The sequence below is a fragment of the Pelagibaculum spongiae genome, from assembly GCF_003097315.1.
Taxonomy (GTDB): Bacteria; Pseudomonadota; Gammaproteobacteria; order Enterobacterales; family Pelagibaculaceae; genus Pelagibaculum; species Pelagibaculum spongiae.
In genome coordinates this window covers 23,847-42,531 of sequence record NZ_QDDL01000014.1, presented here as the reverse complement: position 1 = coordinate 42,531, position 18,685 = coordinate 23,847, and the positions used below count along the sequence as shown (strand labels likewise).

The 18,685-nt window shown below is 42.3% G+C and carries 19 protein-coding genes and 1 pseudogene; 9 read left to right on the top strand and 11 right to left on the bottom strand.

The genetic code is table 11. The annotated features are described in order from the left end of the window. Positions 1-436: 436 nt before the first annotated feature. Complete coding sequence (uvrD, locus tag DC094_RS20400; protein ID WP_116688980.1) at positions 437-2,611, bottom strand: DNA helicase II; 2,175 nt, start codon at positions 2,609-2,611, stop codon at positions 437-439. Between the two features lie 241 nt (positions 2,612-2,852). Between uvrD and DC094_RS20395 the strand changes: the two genes are divergently transcribed. The 5 genes from DC094_RS20395 to DC094_RS20375 all read left to right on the top strand — a co-directional run bounded on the left by DC094_RS20395 (position 2,853) and on the right by DC094_RS20375 (position 6,100). Further along, positions 2,853-3,818 (top strand): sensor domain-containing diguanylate cyclase, encoded by a 966-nt coding sequence (locus DC094_RS20395; RefSeq protein ID WP_116688979.1) that lies wholly within the window; start codon positions 2,853-2,855, stop codon positions 3,816-3,818. 204 nt (positions 3,819-4,022) lie between these two features. Then, positions 4,023-4,460, top strand: coding sequence for a BLUF domain-containing protein (locus DC094_RS20390; RefSeq protein WP_133245647.1), 438 nt, complete (start codon positions 4,023-4,025; stop codon positions 4,458-4,460). Between the two features lie 107 nt (positions 4,461-4,567). Beyond that, on the top strand, positions 4,568-4,810 hold the full coding sequence (locus DC094_RS20385) for a hypothetical protein (RefSeq protein ID WP_116688977.1): 243 nt from the start codon (positions 4,568-4,570) through the stop codon (positions 4,808-4,810). 169 nt (positions 4,811-4,979) lie between these two features. Beyond that, positions 4,980-5,624 carry an RluA family pseudouridine synthase gene (locus DC094_RS20380; RefSeq protein WP_158527414.1) on the top strand — a complete coding sequence of 215 codons (645 nt, stop codon included), beginning with the start codon at positions 4,980-4,982 and terminating at the stop codon, positions 5,622-5,624. A gap of 188 nt (positions 5,625-5,812) precedes the next feature. Further along, positions 5,813-6,100, top strand: a complete 288-nt coding sequence (locus DC094_RS20375; RefSeq protein WP_116688975.1) for a hypothetical protein — start codon at positions 5,813-5,815, stop codon at positions 6,098-6,100. Between the two features lie 341 nt (positions 6,101-6,441). On the opposite strand, the gene DC094_RS20370 is transcribed toward DC094_RS20375, so the two are convergent. The 9 genes from DC094_RS20370 to DC094_RS20330 all read right to left on the bottom strand — a co-directional run bounded on the left by DC094_RS20370 (position 6,442) and on the right by DC094_RS20330 (position 13,177). Further along, a complete protein-coding gene (locus tag DC094_RS20370) occupies positions 6,442-6,768 on the bottom strand; it encodes a DMT family transporter (protein ID WP_116688974.1) in 327 nt (108 codons plus the stop codon). Positions 6,769-6,805: 37 nt separating this feature from the next. After that, on the bottom strand, positions 6,806-7,144 hold the full coding sequence (locus tag DC094_RS20365; protein ID WP_116688973.1) for an antibiotic biosynthesis monooxygenase family protein: 339 nt from the start codon (positions 7,142-7,144) through the stop codon (positions 6,806-6,808). A 27-nt stretch (positions 7,145-7,171) separates the two neighbouring features. Next, positions 7,172-7,954 carry a TSUP family transporter gene (locus DC094_RS20360; RefSeq protein WP_116688972.1) on the bottom strand — a complete coding sequence of 261 codons (783 nt, stop codon included), beginning with the start codon at positions 7,952-7,954 and terminating at the stop codon, positions 7,172-7,174. A gap of 125 nt (positions 7,955-8,079) precedes the next feature. Further along, positions 8,080-8,457 (bottom strand): MmcQ/YjbR family DNA-binding protein, encoded by a 378-nt coding sequence (locus DC094_RS20355; RefSeq protein WP_116688971.1) that lies wholly within the window; start codon positions 8,455-8,457, stop codon positions 8,080-8,082. A gap of 394 nt (positions 8,458-8,851) precedes the next feature. Continuing rightward, on the bottom strand, positions 8,852-9,670 hold the full coding sequence (locus DC094_RS20350) for an enhanced serine sensitivity protein SseB C-terminal domain-containing protein (protein WP_116688970.1): 819 nt from the start codon (positions 9,668-9,670) through the stop codon (positions 8,852-8,854). Between the two features lie 277 nt (positions 9,671-9,947). Next, complete coding sequence (locus tag DC094_RS20345; RefSeq protein WP_116688969.1) at positions 9,948-10,445, bottom strand: GNAT family N-acetyltransferase; 498 nt, start codon at positions 10,443-10,445, stop codon at positions 9,948-9,950. 454 nt (positions 10,446-10,899) lie between these two features. Then, complete coding sequence (locus tag DC094_RS20340) at positions 10,900-11,406, bottom strand: GNAT family N-acetyltransferase (protein ID WP_116688968.1); 507 nt, start codon at positions 11,404-11,406, stop codon at positions 10,900-10,902. 99 nt (positions 11,407-11,505) lie between these two features. Beyond that, complete coding sequence (locus DC094_RS20335; protein WP_116688967.1) at positions 11,506-12,126, bottom strand: thiol:disulfide interchange protein DsbA/DsbL; 621 nt, start codon at positions 12,124-12,126, stop codon at positions 11,506-11,508. A gap of 40 nt (positions 12,127-12,166) precedes the next feature. Then, a complete protein-coding gene (locus DC094_RS20330) occupies positions 12,167-13,177 on the bottom strand; it encodes a serine/threonine protein kinase (RefSeq protein ID WP_241504098.1) in 1,011 nt (336 codons plus the stop codon). Positions 13,178-13,322: 145 nt separating this feature from the next. On the opposite strand from DC094_RS20330, the gene DC094_RS20325 reads away from it, so the two are divergent. Beyond that, on the top strand, positions 13,323-14,333 hold the full coding sequence (locus DC094_RS20325) for a hypothetical protein (RefSeq protein ID WP_116688965.1): 1,011 nt from the start codon (positions 13,323-13,325) through the stop codon (positions 14,331-14,333). A gap of 65 nt (positions 14,334-14,398) precedes the next feature. Here the strand turns inward: DC094_RS20325 and DC094_RS20320 are convergent, their stop codons facing one another. Further along, the gene (locus DC094_RS20320) at positions 14,399-15,898 is read right to left on the bottom strand and encodes a glycosyltransferase family 32 protein (RefSeq protein ID WP_116688964.1); all 1,500 of its coding nucleotides are present in this window, start codon (positions 15,896-15,898) and stop codon (positions 14,399-14,401) included. A 148-nt stretch (positions 15,899-16,046) separates the two neighbouring features. Between DC094_RS20320 and nfo the strand changes: the two are divergent. The 3 genes and pseudogenes from nfo (at position 16,047) to DC094_RS20305 (ending at position 18,635) form a co-directional block, all read left to right on the top strand. Beyond that, a pseudogene (gene nfo, locus DC094_RS20315) lies at positions 16,047-16,889 on the top strand (deoxyribonuclease IV). Between the two features lie 108 nt (positions 16,890-16,997). Beyond that, positions 16,998-17,735 carry a hypothetical protein gene (locus DC094_RS20310; RefSeq protein WP_116688963.1) on the top strand — a complete coding sequence of 246 codons (738 nt, stop codon included), beginning with the start codon at positions 16,998-17,000 and terminating at the stop codon, positions 17,733-17,735. A 174-nt stretch (positions 17,736-17,909) separates the two neighbouring features. Next, complete coding sequence (locus tag DC094_RS20305) at positions 17,910-18,635, top strand: DUF1538 domain-containing protein (protein WP_116688962.1); 726 nt, start codon at positions 17,910-17,912, stop codon at positions 18,633-18,635. Positions 18,636-18,685: the final 50 nt, after the last annotated feature.

The following is an 18,685-nucleotide window of genomic DNA, read 5'->3' as shown; positions in this document are numbered from 1 at the left end:
CGATAAAGGGAGATATACCCAATCCACTCCAAAATCCTCAAAGGGCTGGTTTGGGTATAAGGGATACATCACCGAATGAAATATCTCGATGCAAGATCTGTTTTAACCAAACTAGCCAATAAAAAATGGTACTGGTTTGCTTTTTTGAATTAACAATTTGGCTAGTGATTTAATAACAAAGCCATCATCAAAACTAAGATTGATTTTATCTGTGTTTTACTCGAGGAATTTTAGCTCTGATAGATGAATGTAAAATATAAAAACCAGTACTTTTTTCATGTTTTGAATGCTACCGAAATATCTACAGCAAGCGATTCAATCTTTACAAAAAAACCAGCACACCGTTTAACTGCGGCGACTGGTTTTCAAATAGCCCATACAGGCAGCTATTATGTTTGATCAGTTTTCACACCAATAACAGCTGCCATGCACTTCATTAACTTAAAGTTTCTAGCTTGGCGTAAGACAGTACTAACCATTTATCACCGGCATCATCGAAATTAACTTGAATACGCGCCGAAGGGCCATCGCCTTCAATATTAATCACGGTACCTTCGCCAAATTTCTTATGTGCTACTCGGCTGCCTAAGGCGACGCTGCCGGTATCTTGCGGTGCAAACATCGAAGACTTAACCACCGGCCTAGACACGCTGCCACCCAGTCGAACTTCGTTTAATAACTCGGCAGGAATTTCACGAATAAAGCGCGATGGCGAGGTGTAATTCTCCTGTCCATACATTCGACGAATTTCGGCATAGCTTAAATTAAGTTTTTGCATTGCCCGGGTCATTCCGACGTAACACAAGCGCCGTTCTTCATCGAGGTTGCCATCGTCCAACGACATTTTATGTGGGAATAAGCCATCTTCCAGTCCACATAAAAAGACAATTGGAAATTCCAAACCTTTAGCCGAGTGCAAGGTCATTAACTGAACTGCATCATCATGATCGGCCGCTTGGCTTTCACCCGCTTCTAACGCCGCATGGGCTAAAAATGCATCAAGCGGACCCAGTTCCATGCCTTCTTCATTGGCTAAATCCGGATCAAAACCACGACAGGCATTAACCAGCTCCTGTAGGTTTTCAATTCTTGCCTGACCTTTTTCGCCTTTTTCTTTTTGGTAATGCGCTTGCAGACCAGAGTTTTCAACCACTTCTGCCGCTTGCAAATACAGCTCGGCCCCTTCGCAATTAACACGAAGTTCTTCGATCAAATCAAGGAAACCTTTTAGGGCTTTAATGGCTCGTGCTGTTAATGCTTTGGCTTCAATTAATTTTTCAGCCGCTAACCACATGGTGAGCTCTTGCTCACGCGCCAATTCACGAACCGCCTGCACCGTGCGATCACCGATGCCACGAGTTGGCGTATTAACTACCCGCTCAAACGCTGAGTCATCACCGCCATGGGCAATTAGCCGTAAATAACCCATCGCATCTTTAATTTCCTGGCGGTCAAAGAATCGCTGACCACCATAAATTCGATAAGGCATTGCAGCTTGAATTAATGATTCTTCTAATACCCGTGACTGGGCATTAGAGCGATATAAAATTGCGATATCTTTTCTGGGGCTGCCGTCGCGCACTTCCTGTTGAATTCGATCAACGATATAACGCGCTTCATCTAAATCATTAAATGCTGCATATAGTGAAATTGCTTCGCCATCGCCGTCATCGGTCCACAGCTTTTTGCCCATTCGCTCGGTGTTATTTTCAATAACAGCGTTAGAAGCATTCAAAATATTGCTAGTGGAGCGATAATTTTGCTCCAATTTAATGCTTAAAGCATCTGGGTAGTCACGAGAGAATTGTTGGATATTCTCAATTTTTGCACCCCGCCAACCGTAAATAGACTGGTCATCATCACCTACCACAAACAGCTTACTGTTTGGGCCGCACATTAAACGCAACCAGGCATATTGAATGGTGTTGGTATCTTGAAACTCATCGACCAGAATATGCCGGAAGCGACCCTGGTAATGATTTCGCAGCTCAGTATTGTTGCGCAGGGTTTCTAACGAGCGCAGCAATAACTCAGAGAAATCGACCATGCCACCGCGATCACAAGCCTCTTGATAAGCCTGATAAATCTGCAAATGCGTCTGACGATGAAAATCGTTGTAAGTCTCGATATGTTGTGGTCGAAGACCTTCTTCCTTGCTGTTATTAATAAACCACTGCACCTGACGCGGTGGCCATTTACTTTCATCCAGTCCGGCTTCCCGCATGATTCGCCTGATCATTCGGTACTGGTCATCGGAATCAATAATTTGAAACTGCTGTGGCAAATTGGCTTGCTGCCAATGTTGGCGTAAAAATCGATGCGCCAGACTATGGAAAGTGCCTAACCACATGCCGGCTGGCGATACACCTGCCACCGACTCCACTCGACCGCGCATTTCTGCTGCCGCTTTATTGGTAAAAGTCACAGCAAGTAATGACCAAGGTGAAACACCCACACCACCAGAGGCGGTCAAAAAAGCGATTCGATGCACCAGCACCCGGGTTTTACCCGAACCCGCACCGGCCAATACTAGGCAATGCTGTTCTGGCGCGGCGACTGCGTCTCTCTGCGCCTTGTTAAGATTGTCGAGAATCGGGGATATATCGTCCATCGGGTCCGCCTTTATGGAGCCAGTTTAATACTCAATTCGCCAAGTCCTGATCACTATTTTGCTAGCAGGCCCTAGAGCCTGACCGATTCTACCAGCAGATAACCTCTGGATAAAATCACAGTACCAGTTAGCACTCACTTTCAGCTAAATATCGGTAAGTTACATAACAAATCAATTTGTTACATTTTGACCCGCCGCTTTCTAAGAGTATATTTCGGCTATCGTATTTCCGGAGATCTGAATGCCCAAAGCTTCTAATCAAGCTTATTCCAGCCCGTTACTTCCTGATTTTGAACAGTTAGCCAACCAGTTAGCTGATGGTTTGTATGTGGTCGATAAGGACAGGCGTATCTTATTTTGGAATCAAGCAGCCGAATTAATCACGGGTTTTTCTGCAGAAGAGGTCGTCGGACGGCATTGCCATGAAAATATTTTGCGACATACCGACCAAAAGGATCGAGCGGTCTGTATTAATGGCTGTCCGTTACTCGCAGTGATTGAACGCGGTAAAAAGCATCGTTGTCGTTTATTTCTCAAGCACAAGAGTGGTCGCAAAGTTGCGGTTGAAGTGCGCACCGCCCCCCTGACCGATCGTGATGGGGAAATCATTGGTGCAACAGAGATTTTTAGCGATATCTCACGTCAGCTAAGCAATGAAACTCGCCTTAAAAAACTGGCAGACCAAGCATTACTCGACGAATTAACTGGCTTGCCTAATCGCCGCCATCTACTTCGAGAGCTCAGCCTTCGCTGTGCTGAAATGCATCGTCATAAAATTAATTTTGGCTTGCTATTTATTGATATTGATCATTTTAAAAACATTAATGATAAATACGGCCACGATGCCGGTGACCTAGTGCTAAAGCAGCTATCAGATTATTTAAGTCAAGCATTACGAAATAGCGACATGCTAGGCCGTTGGGGTGGAGAAGAGTTTGTCGCGATCATGCCCAGAGTCAGCCCACAAAAATTGAAAATCATTGCCCAGCGCTTGTCTGATATCACTCGTGGCACATTAATTGGTATTAGCTCGCATCATTCTGAAAAACCATCAGCAGCAGACAATCTGGATATTATTTGCACCTTGTCTATCGGTGCGACTATCTCATGCTCAACTGACTCGCCCGAGACGATTGTTCGCCGAGCCGATCAATTAATGTATCAAGCCAAGCTAGCAGGCAGAGATAGTATTATTTACGATTTATAAAACATTACAATGATCAATAAATTTCTGCCTGCTTTGATGATTTATACCAATTCAGTAAATCATCTTTCCGCTTAAGTTCGTCAACTACCTAAAAAAGCCGCTATTGATTAATTAGCTACTGGCTTTGTGAGTTTACTCACAACGATTCAGCCCAGCAAAGACCAGACTTTTGCTGTGTTATTCAAGGAAAAGAAAACTCAGGTTATGGACAACCGAGCATATTCGCTGGTCTACACCAGCACCGCCACCGAAGAAATATCTGCCGAACAAATCCGCCAGCTATTACACAGCGCACGTCCTAATAATCAGCGGATCGGAATTACCGGCATGCTGCTTTATTGCGAAGGATTATTTATTCAGGCAATTGAAGGTGAGCAGCAACAAGTTGAAGCGCTATATCGTCGCATTTGTGAAGATCCTCGCCATCATATGGTCACCACTCTACTAAAGCGGCCCATCGAAAGACGCCGCTTTAATGAATGGGAAATGGGCTACTATGGCCCCTATGCTGATGACCTAGCAGACGAAGCTGGCATTACCGATTTTCTGACCGTGGGCCTGCTGCGCGATGAATTAATCAAACAACCATCCTTGGCAATGAAGCTGCTAATGAGCTTTCGCCGCCATAGCGTTAGAGCTTGATCTCCTCGCTTTAAAACCACCGCTTCCAACACTAAATCTGTGCCGGTGATTCAATTCACCGGTAAATCACTATCGGTAAACTGATTCGCCGCAGTTACACTGGACCAATGAAAAATCTGCTACAAAAACTGATTCTAAGACTGGCCGGTCAATACCGAGATCTGTTCGAGAAATTTTGCTATGGGGTGATTTTATTTGCCGCAGGCATGCTGATGTATAACGGCTATCAAAATGGTCAACCTGAGCCAGAGGACATCTACGCATTAGTGATGTTATTTGCCGGGCTATTGTGGAGTTTGTGGTTTTGGCTACGAATCTTAGCTACTCGATTTTTAAGACTTATCTCTTGATCATAACTCGTTACCTATTTTGAAATTCCAGGTTATTTTTAGCCACCTATATTCAAGATTGATGGCTAAGGAAATAACTTATAATCAATAAATAATTTCGAGTAGCAATTAATTTTCATCACTATTTTTTATCAAACTTTTATCAAACACCACCCACAAGGAAGTCGCTGTGATCGATGATCTTGAAGCACGCATTATCTACCAAAAAAACGGCCTTTTAGTTGTAGATAAGCCTTTTAATATCCCCACTTCTGGACGTTCACTAGATGACGATGACTGCCTGCAATATTGGCTGATGCAGCGACATGGAACAATGGTATGGGCAGTTCACCAGCTTGATGCAGACACCAGCGGCGTTAACCTTTTTGTTACAGAAAAACGGTTGGTTTCTATCTACAAAAAAGCACTCGAAGACCATAATTCAGTGAAAGAATACTTGGCCATTGTTCATGGAAATCCAACCTGGAATCAGTGCGAAGAGTTTGGCGCAATCGGCAAGATTGATCAGCGAAGCCTTGGCATTACACCCGATGGAAAAAGTGCCCACAGTCAATTTACCGTCACCAAAAAAGGCCCAGAGCATTCGCTGGTAACGGTCAACATATTCACCGGTAGGACCCATCAAATTAGAATTCATTTAAGTCACCTCGGCCACCCAATAGTGGGAGAAGAATGGTACTGCAACCCGCCTTGCAACAGGCACCCTCGCCAGGCACTTCACTGTCATATGGTTCACCTTCCCCAAATGGAACAAACATTTATCGCACCTTTGGCAACCGATCTGAAACGACTCGCAGATGAGCTTCAATTGTAACTAGAACATAGCCCGATAATCCGGCAATATACTTGAGCAGAAAGCAACCACACTTAAGACAGACCCAAGCATACCTATAATTTCCAGCAGCTGAAATTCATTTTCAATAAGTAACTTAGCCAGCTGAGTTAAATTGGAAATAAGTTAATCCACCGGCTCGTTAATCCGTTTGAAAAGGATACATCACTATGAATTTAGAAAAATCTAAAAAAAGAATCTCTAAAAAAGCCAAGGCAGGATTCAAGGGCTATCCAGCAATCGCCATCACCTATTACGGACCGAATGAAAAACTGGCTACTGAAGTACACCTTGAATTTGTCGCAGAAGAAGGCAAAGAGCCTCAAGTTGAAACCTTCACTACCGAAAACGATATTCGTGAAGATGAAACCATCCAATCTGTCATAGTAAAAATGATTGAACGTTCGGGTGCACTGTCAGTTACGTTGAGCGAAGATGTGAAACTCAAAGCTGTGTAGTAAGACTTTTCAATCCATTCCTATCGCCGTATAAGCAGCTAATTTCGGTGATTTTCTAATATTAACTGGTGTAAGAAGATTCTGAAAATTTAAGTTTTTTGGTTGGTATTATTTTTTGCTTGGTATTAATTGTTGCTTGGTATTAATTGTTACGTAAGCATTCGCATAAGACACTTACATTGTCGGGTACGCCGTAAGCTTACCCGGGTTTATATGCGACATGTTTGTTCAATAATGTAAAAACAAGTGCAACGATTAATCGTATGCATATGTGTTTTCTAAGATGCGAGTTTTTCGTTATTTAGAAACCAAACCTTTCAACAATAAAAACAACCAACTAATCACCCCGACATTTTTGAAAACAATTGAATCACCGCCACACCTGAAACAATCAATGTCATGCCGACAATCGCTGGCCAGTCTGGCACTTGTTTATAAATAACAACGGCAATCGCGGTAACCAGTACAATGCCCATTCCCGACCAAATCGCATAGGCAATGCCTACCGGTATGGTTTTTAACACCAGAGATAAACAATAAAATGAAATAGCATAACCAACAACCGTCAGGCTGCTAGGCCATATTTTGGAAAACCCATCAGATGCAACCATTGCATTGGTTCCGATCACTTCAGCTACAATCGCAATCACCAAATAAACATATGCCATTAAATACTGCTCATTTATTAAAATTAAAATTCATATTTTAAATACCATATTCTTTATCGACCCGAGCAATCCGCACTTTATAACTGGCATACCATTTTTCTCGGCCCAGTTTTTGCGCTTGCAGATGATCGACATTGGCTTTCCATACCTTGATTGACTCCAAATCTTTCCAGTAAGACACGGTAATGCCTAGTGCTTCTCTAGCAGATTCCACACCCAAATAGCCAGATTGCTGCTGTGCGAGTTCAACCATGGTATTGGCCATATCGGAATAACCATTTTCAGCTGAATCTGGCTGCAGCAATGAGCTAAAAATCACCGCGTAATAAGGTGGCTTCGACGTTTGTGCAATTAACGGTTCATTAACAAGAGACATAAATAACTTGCCTAATTTTTATAATGATTAAGCCAACCAGCCTAAGCTGTGCCCATATTTAGCTAACATGCCAAGGCACATCACAACCACAATTACTCGCAAGTATTGAGGGTTAATCTTCACCAGAAAATGGCTACCAACCCAGGCCCCTATAAACTGGCCAACCATCATTAATAGGCCTGCTGCCCAAACGACTTTCCCTGCGATTAAAAACACTATTAAGGAAGCAATATTGGTAGCGAAATTGAGTGTTTTAGCAATCGCGGTTGATTCAATCAAACCTTGGCCTCGTAACGATACTCCAGCCAAAGCAAAAAAGGAGCCGGTGCCCGGGCCAAACATACCGTCGTAACCGCCAATTATTGGCACAACAAATCGGCGGTAGCTTTTACTGGCGACCTTCTGTAACTTTGCTACATTATTTTTTTTGCCTAAAGAAGGTGAACAAATAAAATAAATAGCAATCAATAATAAAACTAACGGAATAATAAAATTCAAAGCATCGGTATTAATAAACTGAACGGCAATAGTGCCTGCAGTTGAACCAATAAACGCCGCTAGCATTAATAAGCGAACATCTTGCCAACGCACCTGTTTTTTCTTCAGCATCATAAAAGTCGCGGTTGCGGTGCCCATGCTGCCCTGCAACTTGTTAGTGCCCAGCGCCGCTAACGGTGGAACGCCGCTGACAATTAGCGCTGGCAAAGAGATCAAACCACCACCTCCTGCCAAGGTATCGATACAACCCGCGACCACTGAAACAGAAAATAAAAACACCAATAACTCGACAGAAAAACCCAAAACATCCACTGAAACTTCATCTCCAACAGAGCAGCAATCCGTTGAAAACGGACTGGCTTTAAATAGGCAGCCAGATTAACACAGTCACAACTAAGGTCGGTTGACTCTTCGCTAGGCCCAGTAGAAACTTTGCCTTAGGATACTGACTCGAGCAATGCTTTATCAGCCCGGGTTAATTTGGCAACCACCAGTGCATATGACGCGCTAACCAAATCTTGCAGCATATTTTCAGATAACTCACTGCCAGCGTTAGACGTTGCATCTGTAGATGAATGTAAAGAGACCGTGATCCAATGTTTTTTATTTAGATGATACCCGGGGCTAACCGCCTCAAACTGATCTATCAGAAAGGTAACATCTGCAGGCAAAGCCTTAAGACTGATTTGTTGCGGTAACTGGCCTTCAGTCAACAGCGCAAACATTTTGCCAACAACCTTATAGACACAAACCTGCTTACCAAACGGGTAGCTGGCTTTCACTCCCGGTAGCTGCTGTATGTATTGCTCAAGCATTGCGCTCTGCTCCTGGTTATTTCAAAAGAGTCGGTCAAGTCATGACTATTGATTAATCATGAAACTAGAGAATGCCTGAAGTCGACAAGTTACGGCAACTTCCACCATTAAATTCAACTGACGAGCTAAGGCTAATTCCAATCAACAGCAATATTAGTCATACCAAATATTACATAGATTTCTAGTAATATTTCTTACTGAAAATGGCACCTATGGATAAAAGTTTCTGCGGCCTATTGTTGGTTTTTAAATACATGTTTATTCAGATTGTGCAGTTTTAATCGCTTTAAAAAATATTGAGCCAGACAGATTACCAAGTCCTAATAAAATTCTAGAAGAGTGTCAGGCTGCAATGAGCATTACAGCCTGTGAAGAATCAATTATTCAGTTACTGCTAGGCTTTTCCATGTCCCAGCGAAACACATAATTTGCTGCCCCAGCTGCGATCATAAAAAGCTTGGGTTTTCTGAATAAAGAATTGGCTTAAACCGGGCTTATTTTCGATCACTCGATAAAGATCAACCGGTTGACCCTGTGGTGCAGATTGCGCAATCACTTCACTGGCCTGCTTTGATAGCAGTTCAAATGGCTGCTGCGGATCTACTTCATCCACCAGAAAACCAACCACCAACCTGGGTTTGGCGCCTGCTGATTTATCATGCATTAGCAGAAAATAACCTTTATTAACCGCAGAATGTCTAGCCAGAAGCTGGGTAAGTTGATCTACCATCGCCGTTGGATATTTAGCTGGCTGTCCTAATACCACTTTGGCCTGTTTTTGTATCACTCGCTGATTCACTTCACGGCTTAAATTAATCGATAGCAGTTGTTGCACCTCATCAGCATCAAACTCTTTTTTATAATCTGACTTGGGGTTTAGCGCGAGGGTTTGCCCCTTAGTCATTTCAAACAGCGACTTTGCAGGCACGGCCAAGTAGGGCTCATCACTACCGGCGGACTTCTGTAAAACCTCAAGTGAGCTAAAGAAAGGAATCATCGAGCTACCGTCGCGCCTTTCCCAACTGCGAATAGATACCTTGTCACCTAGCGCTACATTGGCGCAGCCTTCGGTATTATTTTTAGCATCGAGCATTCTCCCTAAAACATAAATAGTCGAGTCTAACAATACAGAGTAGAACTCCGTTCTATGTGCAGGCTCGAAGTGGGACAACCTCAAAATACGCTCCAGTGGATTTTCTTTTATATTGCTCATTTTAGCTCTCCGGCACTTTTTACAGAAGCATCGATACAGCGGGATCGATAACGCATAAATCTGCATAGGCTCTTTTTAATTATTTACAGAAATAGCACAGCCAGAAATTGATGTCGATAGTGTTTGAATGGATTTTTTATCCGCCGTTAGCTGCAGAATATTTTTCCAGTGAAATTGTTAACAATATTGATTGAAATAAAACAGTAAACGCAATAAAATAGCTTGAATAAAACATAGAGAAAACAGGTAGTTTTGATGCCTGAATGATTGAGTTCGGCTAATAAGAACTGACTGTTTTGATCAGCTGCTGTGATTCAGAAGCGTAGCCAAGTTTGCTATAGAAGTTGAGTGCTCTCTGATTAAAGCTGGCAACACTCAAGCTAAATTCAACTGCGCCTTGCTCAGTAAAATACTGTTCAATCGCATCTACTAGCTGGGTCGCCGCTAACGTACCACGATAGGGTTCAAGAACAACGAGTTCGTTAACAAAACCTATTTTTTTCGGCTTGGAGATAATCGATTCATGGTCTCTTAACTGACCTGAAACCATACCGATTGTTTTGCCATCGCAGGCTGCTAAAAAAACATTGATTTTTCCTGATTGGTAAAGAGAAAAAATATCTTTCTCTATTCGCTTTTGAGCCATTTCTTTCGGAGAACGAAATTTATTGGGTCGCATATCAAAATGAAATTGGTCTAGCGCAAGCAACAAAGCGGTCAGATGCTCAATGTCAGAATGTTCAGCTTGTTTAATGGTTATTTTTTTTATGTTCATACTTTTTTTATGCTCATACTATGACTGCTCGATTAGAAAGATCAAAATCAAGCCATGTAACAATTGACTGCATATAGCTTTGAAGAATCAGCGGTCACTACTCTATCAAACTACAGAAAACCTGCATAATTTTTCATAAGAATCGGCATTAAACAATACTCCAGAGTAAGCTTTAGAATCTTGCTCTCCCTACTATGGATACCCGCCTTCCCTGGCGAGTATGACGGAGTGGCTGATTAGCTGCTGTAGCGGCCACCCACTCCGAGCCGTCATTCCAGATAGAAAGTACATGGATGCACAGATTAGAGCGACGCAGGATGCCAAAGCCGAGAAGCCGGAATCCATGTACCAAGGATGGTAACTTGAAGTCAGGAAAGTACTTCAAAGCATAAAAAGTAAATATGGAGATTGTTTTGGATTATTTAAAAATTCTAAACTATCCCTAAAGCTAAATTTAAGCCTGCTGTGCTAAGGCTTGCAGTGCATCACCGGTCAATCGGTAACCCACCCATTCGTTTTGTGCTTTTGCGCCTAATGACTCATAGAATTTAATCGAAGGCTCATTCCAATCCAATACGCTCCATTCAAAACGACCACAGTTTTTATCCACAGCTATTTTAGCCAAGTGCACCAGCATTGCTTTACCCGCACCGCAACCACGTGCTTCAGGTGTGATATACAAATCTTCCAGGTAAAGGCCACTTTTAGCTAACCAAGTTGAGTAGTTAAAGAAATATACCGCATAACCAATTGATTGGCCGTCGCGCTCGCAAATACGTGCCTCTACCGTTGAGTCTTTATCAAAAAGGCTACGCTCGATATCGGCAACCGATGCTTTCACTTCGTGTTCGGCTTTTTCATATACCGCAAGCTCTACAATCAGCTGGTGAATGATGGCGGCATCTGCAGCAACTGCTGGGCGAATAGTCAGTGTTGAGTGTGTTTTATTGCTGGAGCTCATAAATGGCCTGCTTAATCATTTCATGTATAAAAAAACCGCAAGCTGTTGAAGCTTACGGTTTCATTTTTAATTCAACAACGAATTATTTTTGGGTCAAAACTATTTTTTGGTCAGATAGTTTGCTACGTCGAACATTGCGTTATTTGAGCCCGCTAGTTCACCAGAGATAAAATAGCGGCCATCTACCAGCATTGCTGGCACACCTTGTAGCTTATGCTTTTTAGCCAGCTTCTCACCATTACGAACTTTCTGCTTTACCGAGAAAGAATCATAAGTTTTAGCGAATTCTGTATTGTCTATGCCTTGTGCCGCGACCCAGCTCAAAATAGCTTCTTTGTTTTTAAAACGCTTACGCTCGTTCTGCACCGCTTTAAACATTTTTTCATGTAGCTGATCCAATAAACCCAGAGATTCGGCTGTGTAATAAAAATGAGCCAATGGCTTCATTCCTTTGTTAAATATCACCTGAATTCGTTCGAACTTTACGTTATCTGCTTTGCTTTTTTCCCACTTTTCAGCGGCTGGCTCAAGACGATAGCAATGTGGGCAGGTGTAACTGAAAAATTCCACCACCTTATGTTGCTCAACCTTTTGCTCACCAACATATTGAAAGCTACCATCGTCACGATAGTTTTTTCCGGAGGAATAATCCTGAGCCATCACAGGTGCAGTCATCATTAAGCAAGCGGCAGCCACAGCGGCGGTCAGCAATTTATACATTCAGATTCTCCGGTTTAACGATTGATTTTAACTGTTAGTTTTAACTATTAAACGAATTCAGTGACAGTGGCAGTTCATCGAGCAAACTTGATTGCTCTTTCAGCGTCAGAATGTGTTCTTCCCAATACTTTGTCGTGTTAAACCACGGAAAGTTCACCGGGAATGCCGGGTCATCCCAACGTCGGCCTAACCATGCTGCATAATGCATCATACGCAGACTTCGCAAAGCTTCGATCAATACTAATTGCCGATGATCAAAGTGACAAAATTCTTCATACCCTTCCAGTAAATCTTCTAACTGAACTTGCATTTCATTGCGTGAACCCGATAACAGCATCCATAAATCCTGAACCGCCGGGCCATTTCGACAATCATCTAGGTCAACAAAATGCGGACCGCTATCATTTGGCCCATTGTCTCGCCATAAGATATTACTCGGATGCACATCGGCATGCAGTCGAATTCGCGGGTAATCTCCGACCTCGGCAAACTTCTGTTCAACCTGCTCTAGAACACGTTGAGTTATTGCTTCATAGGAAGGACGTAAATATTCCTCGATAAACCCACTTTGAAGCAACCATTGAACACTCTGTTTGCCATAAGTTTCCACATTTATTTCAGGCCGGTGCTTAAAGGTTTTACTTTCACCCATGGCATGAATTCGACCTAAAAAACGACCAATCTGCACCAGGGTGTCGCCGTAATCTAATTCAGGTGTTCTGCCGCCTTGCCTTGGAAACAGGGCAAATTTATAACCCTTATATTCAAATAGCGTTTTACCATCTTTATCTTTCAGTGGCGCAACCACCGGAATTTCAATGTCTTTTAATTGCCAGCTGTAATCATGCTCTTCCTGAATTTGCTGATCGCTCCAGCGGCAAGGCCGATAAAACTTGGCAATAATCGGCAGCTGATCTTCGATGCCAACCTGATAAACCCGGTTTTCATAGCTGTTGAGCGCTAAGGTTCGAGCATCCGACAGATAACCACAAGATTCTACGGCGTCTAGCACCAGATCAGGGGACAACAAACTGTAATCGGTAACTTTCAAAATAGGCTCCAGCAATCGCTGTGGCATTAGGCTGGCCGAGAGTATATCAACAGATCAGCCAGCTTCAGCATTAGTTGTTACTCTCTCTAGGCAAATCAACGAAATATTTATAGACTGATCAAAACAATCAATAAGAAGACAATCCATGTTCGCATCGCTGATAAAGCTGTTCAGCAAACAGCAAACCTCTGAAAGCCCTGCCTCCAACTCAACTGGCAACACTCATTCTGACCAAAACAAACACGCACCTGAAATTGTGGCGCAAACCATCGAGCTATTTTGCCATCGGTTACAAAACCCCAGGCAAAGTCCTCCTCCCCTATTGTGTTATCAAAAACAGCCTGAGCAAAAAGCGGGCGAAGCTTTATCTGGCTCAGAACAGCAACACGCTTTGCAGCAACAATGGCTACCCGCGTTAAGCAATGCGCTGTCGCTCAACCAGGCTTTTTCTTTATTGCCTGAATCACAGGCTGATTGTTATGCCATTTGCTGGTTAACCGAGCTAGCGCATAAAGAATCTGCCGAGTTACAGCCGGTATTAATGATTGAAGCCGCCACTGGGCAAGATGAATTTTCCACTTTATATGTGCAAAGCCTCGACCAGAACCAACAGCCAATTTCCAAACCCGTTGCCACTGGGCAAATGGATAATGCATTAACCCATTTCCGCCAGTTGCCGATTACTCCTGATCAATTACCCGATCAAGATTCCAATGAAAAATTACCAGCATTATTTTGCTTGCCGGTTGCCACTATTTATTTGGCATTGGAAGAATTCAGCAAAAGTGATCAGGCTGATTTCTTTTCTGCCATGCAGCGCGGCCAAGACCAATTGGCAGAACTTTCAGAATCGGGCAGTTTAATTAGCCAGTCATTGTGTCAGCTAGCAGTCAACGCCATGCTCAATCGAACCCAAGCCAGCATGTTGCCAAGTCTAACGGCTGATTTTGAGCAGCTACTTGCTCAAGTAGAAGTCGGTATTCGAGAACTACAGTCAGCAATGCAAAACGGTAATTTCAAGCAACAAGATTGCCAGATATTTACCGACGAACTGCTATTACTGGTGGATGCAGTTTTTGATGGAATCAAAGACAATCAGAGTTATAAAAATCTGCTGCAATTACAGCAGCAAGTAATTAGCCCTCAAGCCGCATAATAAGCTTGGGGGTTACCCCCCCCTTTTGTAAGGGTTGTTCACTTAAAATTTTAATTCTATTAATCTTAAAATGGCGCTTCGGCACAAATAGCATATTTTGGATTTCTTTTCATCCAGCTTCCATTCAATTGGCGATGTATTTTCAAAAAGTCACAATGCAGCATTGTTTTGTTTCCAACTGAAGAGTAGCTGTATTCAATTAGCGCTTTTTCTGCGAACTCAAGTTTTTTATCTTCTGTCATATATCCATAGAACCTAGAGAGCGTCGAAGTAAACACACCCAAGTCAGACATAAGTGGCAAGGAAGATGATGGCCTTATTACTTCAGAACTGAATTTACTATGTAAAGCATAGTGATGCCGCCTTCTGATAAAATCTGCGTCAGGACTATCCAAAACAGCCTGTAGCCACTCAAGTGCAAAACGAATTTCCTGTGCTGCTACTGTACCCGAATAAAACATAGTGCCAGATGCAGCTGTTTGAGTTTCTTGCCGATTTCTTTCAAGCATAAATTCTAGTTGACCGCCCGGTTTGGGTGCTACTTTTAAATCTTTAAAAAAACACAATATGGCTTGGTTCCACAGCAATGAACTCTTCGGGTCTTGCGCCCAAGGAAATAAACTATTCCAAGTAAAGTCGTTTTTTTTTGCAGTAAAAAATTCATCTTCACTTGGTGGGGCTTCTCTATCAATCCAAAGATCGTTTGCCAGTTTTTGAATATGCCAACTTATATCAAGATACAACCCGCCATACTGATACACTGCCAGTAGCCTTAATATATCTACAGCAAAAGCGAGATCGCCCCAAGCTATAAACGCTCGTACAAAATCTCTCATCCCCGGAAAAGGATTGCTACCATTTATTAATTCATCTATATGACGAACTTGATAAAAAGCTAATTCAGGATAATGTGGACTCCCTTGACTATGCATCAATTGAAAGTTGTTCGTCCAAAGAATATGTCGGTAACAATTATCTTCAAATAACTCTTTAGATAAATAGTTATCTGTAATTGCAGATTTTTTGATGACTTCTGAAGACGGCATTTTTCCTAGCCACATCCGGTGAATTATTTTAACACCACTTCTGTCACTTACTGGAGCATTTACTTTATCTTTAAGTGACTTACTGAGCCCCAAATAAAAACCATCTAATAATAACTTCACTCTAAACTTAACGTTAGTTGTTACAACACTAATTTCTGGTTTATATAGACTCCCGAAACCTGGGAAATTGATCACTGGATTTCCATCATCTTTTATTTCATTTAAATTAAATTTATATTCTAGCGCTGTTATTAAGTTATATGCCTCCAAAAAATTATTCAGACTGCACAACTTGATAACATATGATTTAAAAGTTGCCATCCACTGTAAATATTGCTCTTCTTTTAATATCGGCGAACAAAACCATTCTTTTACTGACTTTGAATCACTAGGGGTCACTATGCCAGCATCATTAGGCATATTTATCAGTAACAGATGAATTTGCAGACTAAGGCTTGCATCAAGATGAGGTCGCAAGTATGGCGTCATATACTTCCGAAGCCCAAAAGAAAAAGGCATAGTTTCTCTGCCATTTTGTATGAAGAATCAATGAGTCTAAGTATAGACAATCCAAGCTAGTCATTTTCCCTGAGCAAACTAATATGCTTACTTGGATAACCAAGCTATCTTGGTAAAATAGCAGCCATCTTTCATCAAAAATACTTCCATGAAATATATCGGTGCCCATGTATCTGCCGCAGGTGGCGTCGATAACGCTCCGCTACGCGCTAAACAGCTGAATGCCACAGCTTTTGCTCTATTTACTAAAAATCAGCGCCAATGGGCTGCTAAACCACTCGATGGCAAAACCATTGATGCATTTAAAGCCAACTGCGAAGCAGCAGGTTATTTGCCTGAACACATTTTGTCGCACGATTCCTACCTGACTAACCTCGGTCATCCAGATGCCACTGCGCTTGAGAAATCACGCAATGCATTTGTTGATGAGCTGGAGCGTTGCGCCCAACTTGGCTTAGACCGGTTAAATTTTCACCCGGGAAGCCACCTGCGTGAAGTCGATGAAATCACTTGTTTAAAAACCGTTGCAGAGTCGATCAACTTGGCATTGGATCAAACCCAGGGTGTAATTGCAGCTATTGAAAATACCGCCGGACAAGGTTCTAACCTCGGCTATAGATTTGAGCATTTAGCGGCGATTATCGATCAGGTAGAAGATGAGTCTCGTATCGGTGTTTGTCTTGATACCTGCCACATCTTTGTTGCCGGTTATAACCTGAGTAGTACCTAAGCTTGCGAGAAAACCTTTGTTAAATTTGAAAAGGTTGTTGGCTTCCAGTGGCTAAAAAGCATGCATTTAAATGACTCAAAAGCAGAGTTAGGCAGCAAAAAAGATCGCCACCACAGTTTAGGGGAAAGTTTTATCGGATCGGACTGTTTTAAATATATCGTAGCCGACTCACGCTTTAACGGTGTACCGATGGTGTTGGAAGCTGTTAACCCGGATATCTGGGATAAAGAAATTGTCATGCTGAAAGGTTTTGTTAAGTAAGCATTCACCGAGCTAGAGTGTTCTGCTTTGGCTCTTGGCCCCTTATTCTTTGCCTCACTGTAAAATATCCGTCTAGACTGATAGCACCGTGGACTGCAATGGACTGCTATGCCCTTTGATTATGACCAGTTAGCTCGACAAGCCGGATGTAGCTTTGAACCCATCAGGAATCAGATTGAATACAAAGATATATTAAGTCGCCGTTTTCCTAATATTCCACTTCATATTGGTTATTGTTTTGGTATGTGTTCAGTTTTTATTCAAGAAGGTGCAAATCCAAAAAATTTTGATCGACAATTATCACAATTTCCTAAAGTCGTCTTAGTCAGTGCCCTTCAAGCTGAGCATACAAATGCTTTTCATAAGATTAAAAAAAATGATCTAGATATCTCAGATATCATTAAACCGGGAAGTCAAATTTTTTCCCCTGGATTTATTATCGATCATAATTTTATTGACCATGTAATTTACCCAGAAAAAAAATTTGGCTGGGCATGGTACAAAATCGTGCAGGATTGCGTAAAAATGCCTGGGATCTGGCTAATTATTCTTGCATCGAAAAGCACAGCAAAACATGCGATAGTAATAAATTCTGAAGTTTCAAAAATATTACAGAAAGATGTTGTATTTCTTTCATTATTTGATTCTAATTCTGGTGTATTTACAGCAAAATCAAACAACAACCCAGCAAAAATTTCTAATATTGCAACTTGCCTGGATCATTTAATAAAAAAAACAATGCCGACACTTATCCAACCTTTGTGGCACTTATCTCTGAGATACAACAAAGCACTGCAAATTGCTGAAGCTCCAGACTGGCAGATTACTGAACCAACCGCACCTTGATTGTCTGCAGTAACTACTTACCCACGTTCGATGCACTTCACGCAAAATACTCGACTATTTCTCTCAACTATTACTAATGGTTAGCTAGTTAGGACTACTAGGGCTTTTCATTTCTGAGCAAGTCGGTAGCATGTTGGGTATACCAAAAAAGCAGGTAGAGGTACCCCTCCAAAAATGAAACACCTGTTACGCTCATTGCTGTCGAGTTTACGGGATCTAACACCTATCGTTGTAGTGGTGTTGTTTTTCCAATTAGTCGTTCTCCAACAACCTATTCCGAATGCTGCCAGCTTGCTGGGCGGTATGGTGTGTGTTGTTCTGGGGCTGACATTTTTCATTTACGGGTTGGAAATCGGCCTGTTCCCTATCGGTGAAACACTAGCAAGAGCTTTTGCTCAAAAGGGCTCTGTTGCCTGGTTGTTGGTATTCGCTTTTTGCCTTGGTTTTGGAACCACCGTCGCAGAACCCGCACTCATTGCAGTTGCGGCAGAAGCAGCTACGGTAGCAGCAACTGGGGGATTAATAGAAAACAATCAACAAGCCATGTCTGACTATGCCAACGGCTTACGGTTAACCGTCGCTATTTCAGTCGGACTGGCCATTTTGATCGGCGTAGTTCGGATTATTAAAGGCTGGCCAGTGCAATGGTTGATTATTGGCGGTTATATATTAGTCGTCATTATGACGGCCTTTGCACCTAGAGAAATCATCGGCATCGCTTACGATTCTGGTGGTGTCACCACGTCGACGATTACTGTTCCGTTGGTTACTGCACTTGGCGTCGGATTAGCATCTGCAATCAAGGGGCGTAATCCAATGCTAGATGGCTTTGGATTAATCGCTTTTGCCTCACTGACACCGATTATTTTTGTCATGGGATACGGGATGCTAATCACATGAGTTGGCTAAACGATATACTCAACATCCTGCTAGGAACCATCGCTGAATTG

What these genes read in the sequence shown, in the direction of transcription:
- DC094_RS20395 (WP_116688979.1), top strand. Translation starts at nt 2,853, where the DNA reads ATGCCCAAAGCTTCTAATCAAGCTTATTCCAGCCCGTTACTTCCTGAT.
- DC094_RS20390 (WP_133245647.1), top strand. Translation starts at nt 4,023, where the DNA reads ATGGACAACCGAGCATATTCGCTGGTCTACACCAGCACCGCCACCGAA.
- DC094_RS20325 (WP_116688965.1), top strand. Translation starts at nt 13,323, where the DNA reads ATGTTCGCATCGCTGATAAAGCTGTTCAGCAAACAGCAAACCTCTGAA.
- DC094_RS20375 (WP_116688975.1), top strand. Translation starts at nt 5,813, where the DNA reads ATGAATTTAGAAAAATCTAAAAAAAGAATCTCTAAAAAAGCCAAGGCA.
- DC094_RS20340 (WP_116688968.1), bottom strand. Translation starts at nt 11,406, where the DNA reads ATGAGCTCCAGCAATAAAACACACTCAACACTGACTATTCGCCCAGCA.
- DC094_RS20355 (WP_116688971.1), bottom strand. Translation starts at nt 8,457, where the DNA reads ATGCTTGAGCAATACATACAGCAGCTACCGGGAGTGAAAGCCAGCTAC.
- DC094_RS20365 (WP_116688973.1), bottom strand. Translation starts at nt 7,144, where the DNA reads ATGTCTCTTGTTAATGAACCGTTAATTGCACAAACGTCGAAGCCACCT.
- DC094_RS20310 (WP_116688963.1), top strand. Translation starts at nt 16,998, where the DNA reads ATGCCCTTTGATTATGACCAGTTAGCTCGACAAGCCGGATGTAGCTTT.
- DC094_RS20370 (WP_116688974.1), bottom strand. Translation starts at nt 6,768, where the DNA reads ATGGCATATGTTTATTTGGTGATTGCGATTGTAGCTGAAGTGATCGGA.
- DC094_RS20350 (WP_116688970.1), bottom strand. Translation starts at nt 9,670, where the DNA reads ATGAGCAATATAAAAGAAAATCCACTGGAGCGTATTTTGAGGTTGTCC.
- DC094_RS20335 (WP_116688967.1), bottom strand. Translation starts at nt 12,126, where the DNA reads ATGTATAAATTGCTGACCGCCGCTGTGGCTGCCGCTTGCTTAATGATG.
- uvrD (WP_116688980.1), bottom strand. Translation starts at nt 2,611, where the DNA reads ATGGACGATATATCCCCGATTCTCGACAATCTTAACAAGGCGCAGAGA.
- DC094_RS20305 (WP_116688962.1), top strand. Translation starts at nt 17,910, where the DNA reads ATGAAACACCTGTTACGCTCATTGCTGTCGAGTTTACGGGATCTAACA.
- DC094_RS20385 (WP_116688977.1), top strand. Translation starts at nt 4,568, where the DNA reads ATGAAAAATCTGCTACAAAAACTGATTCTAAGACTGGCCGGTCAATAC.
- DC094_RS20345 (WP_116688969.1), bottom strand. Translation starts at nt 10,445, where the DNA reads ATGAACATAAAAAAAATAACCATTAAACAAGCTGAACATTCTGACATT.
- DC094_RS20320 (WP_116688964.1), bottom strand. Translation starts at nt 15,898, where the DNA reads ATGCCTTTTTCTTTTGGGCTTCGGAAGTATATGACGCCATACTTGCGA.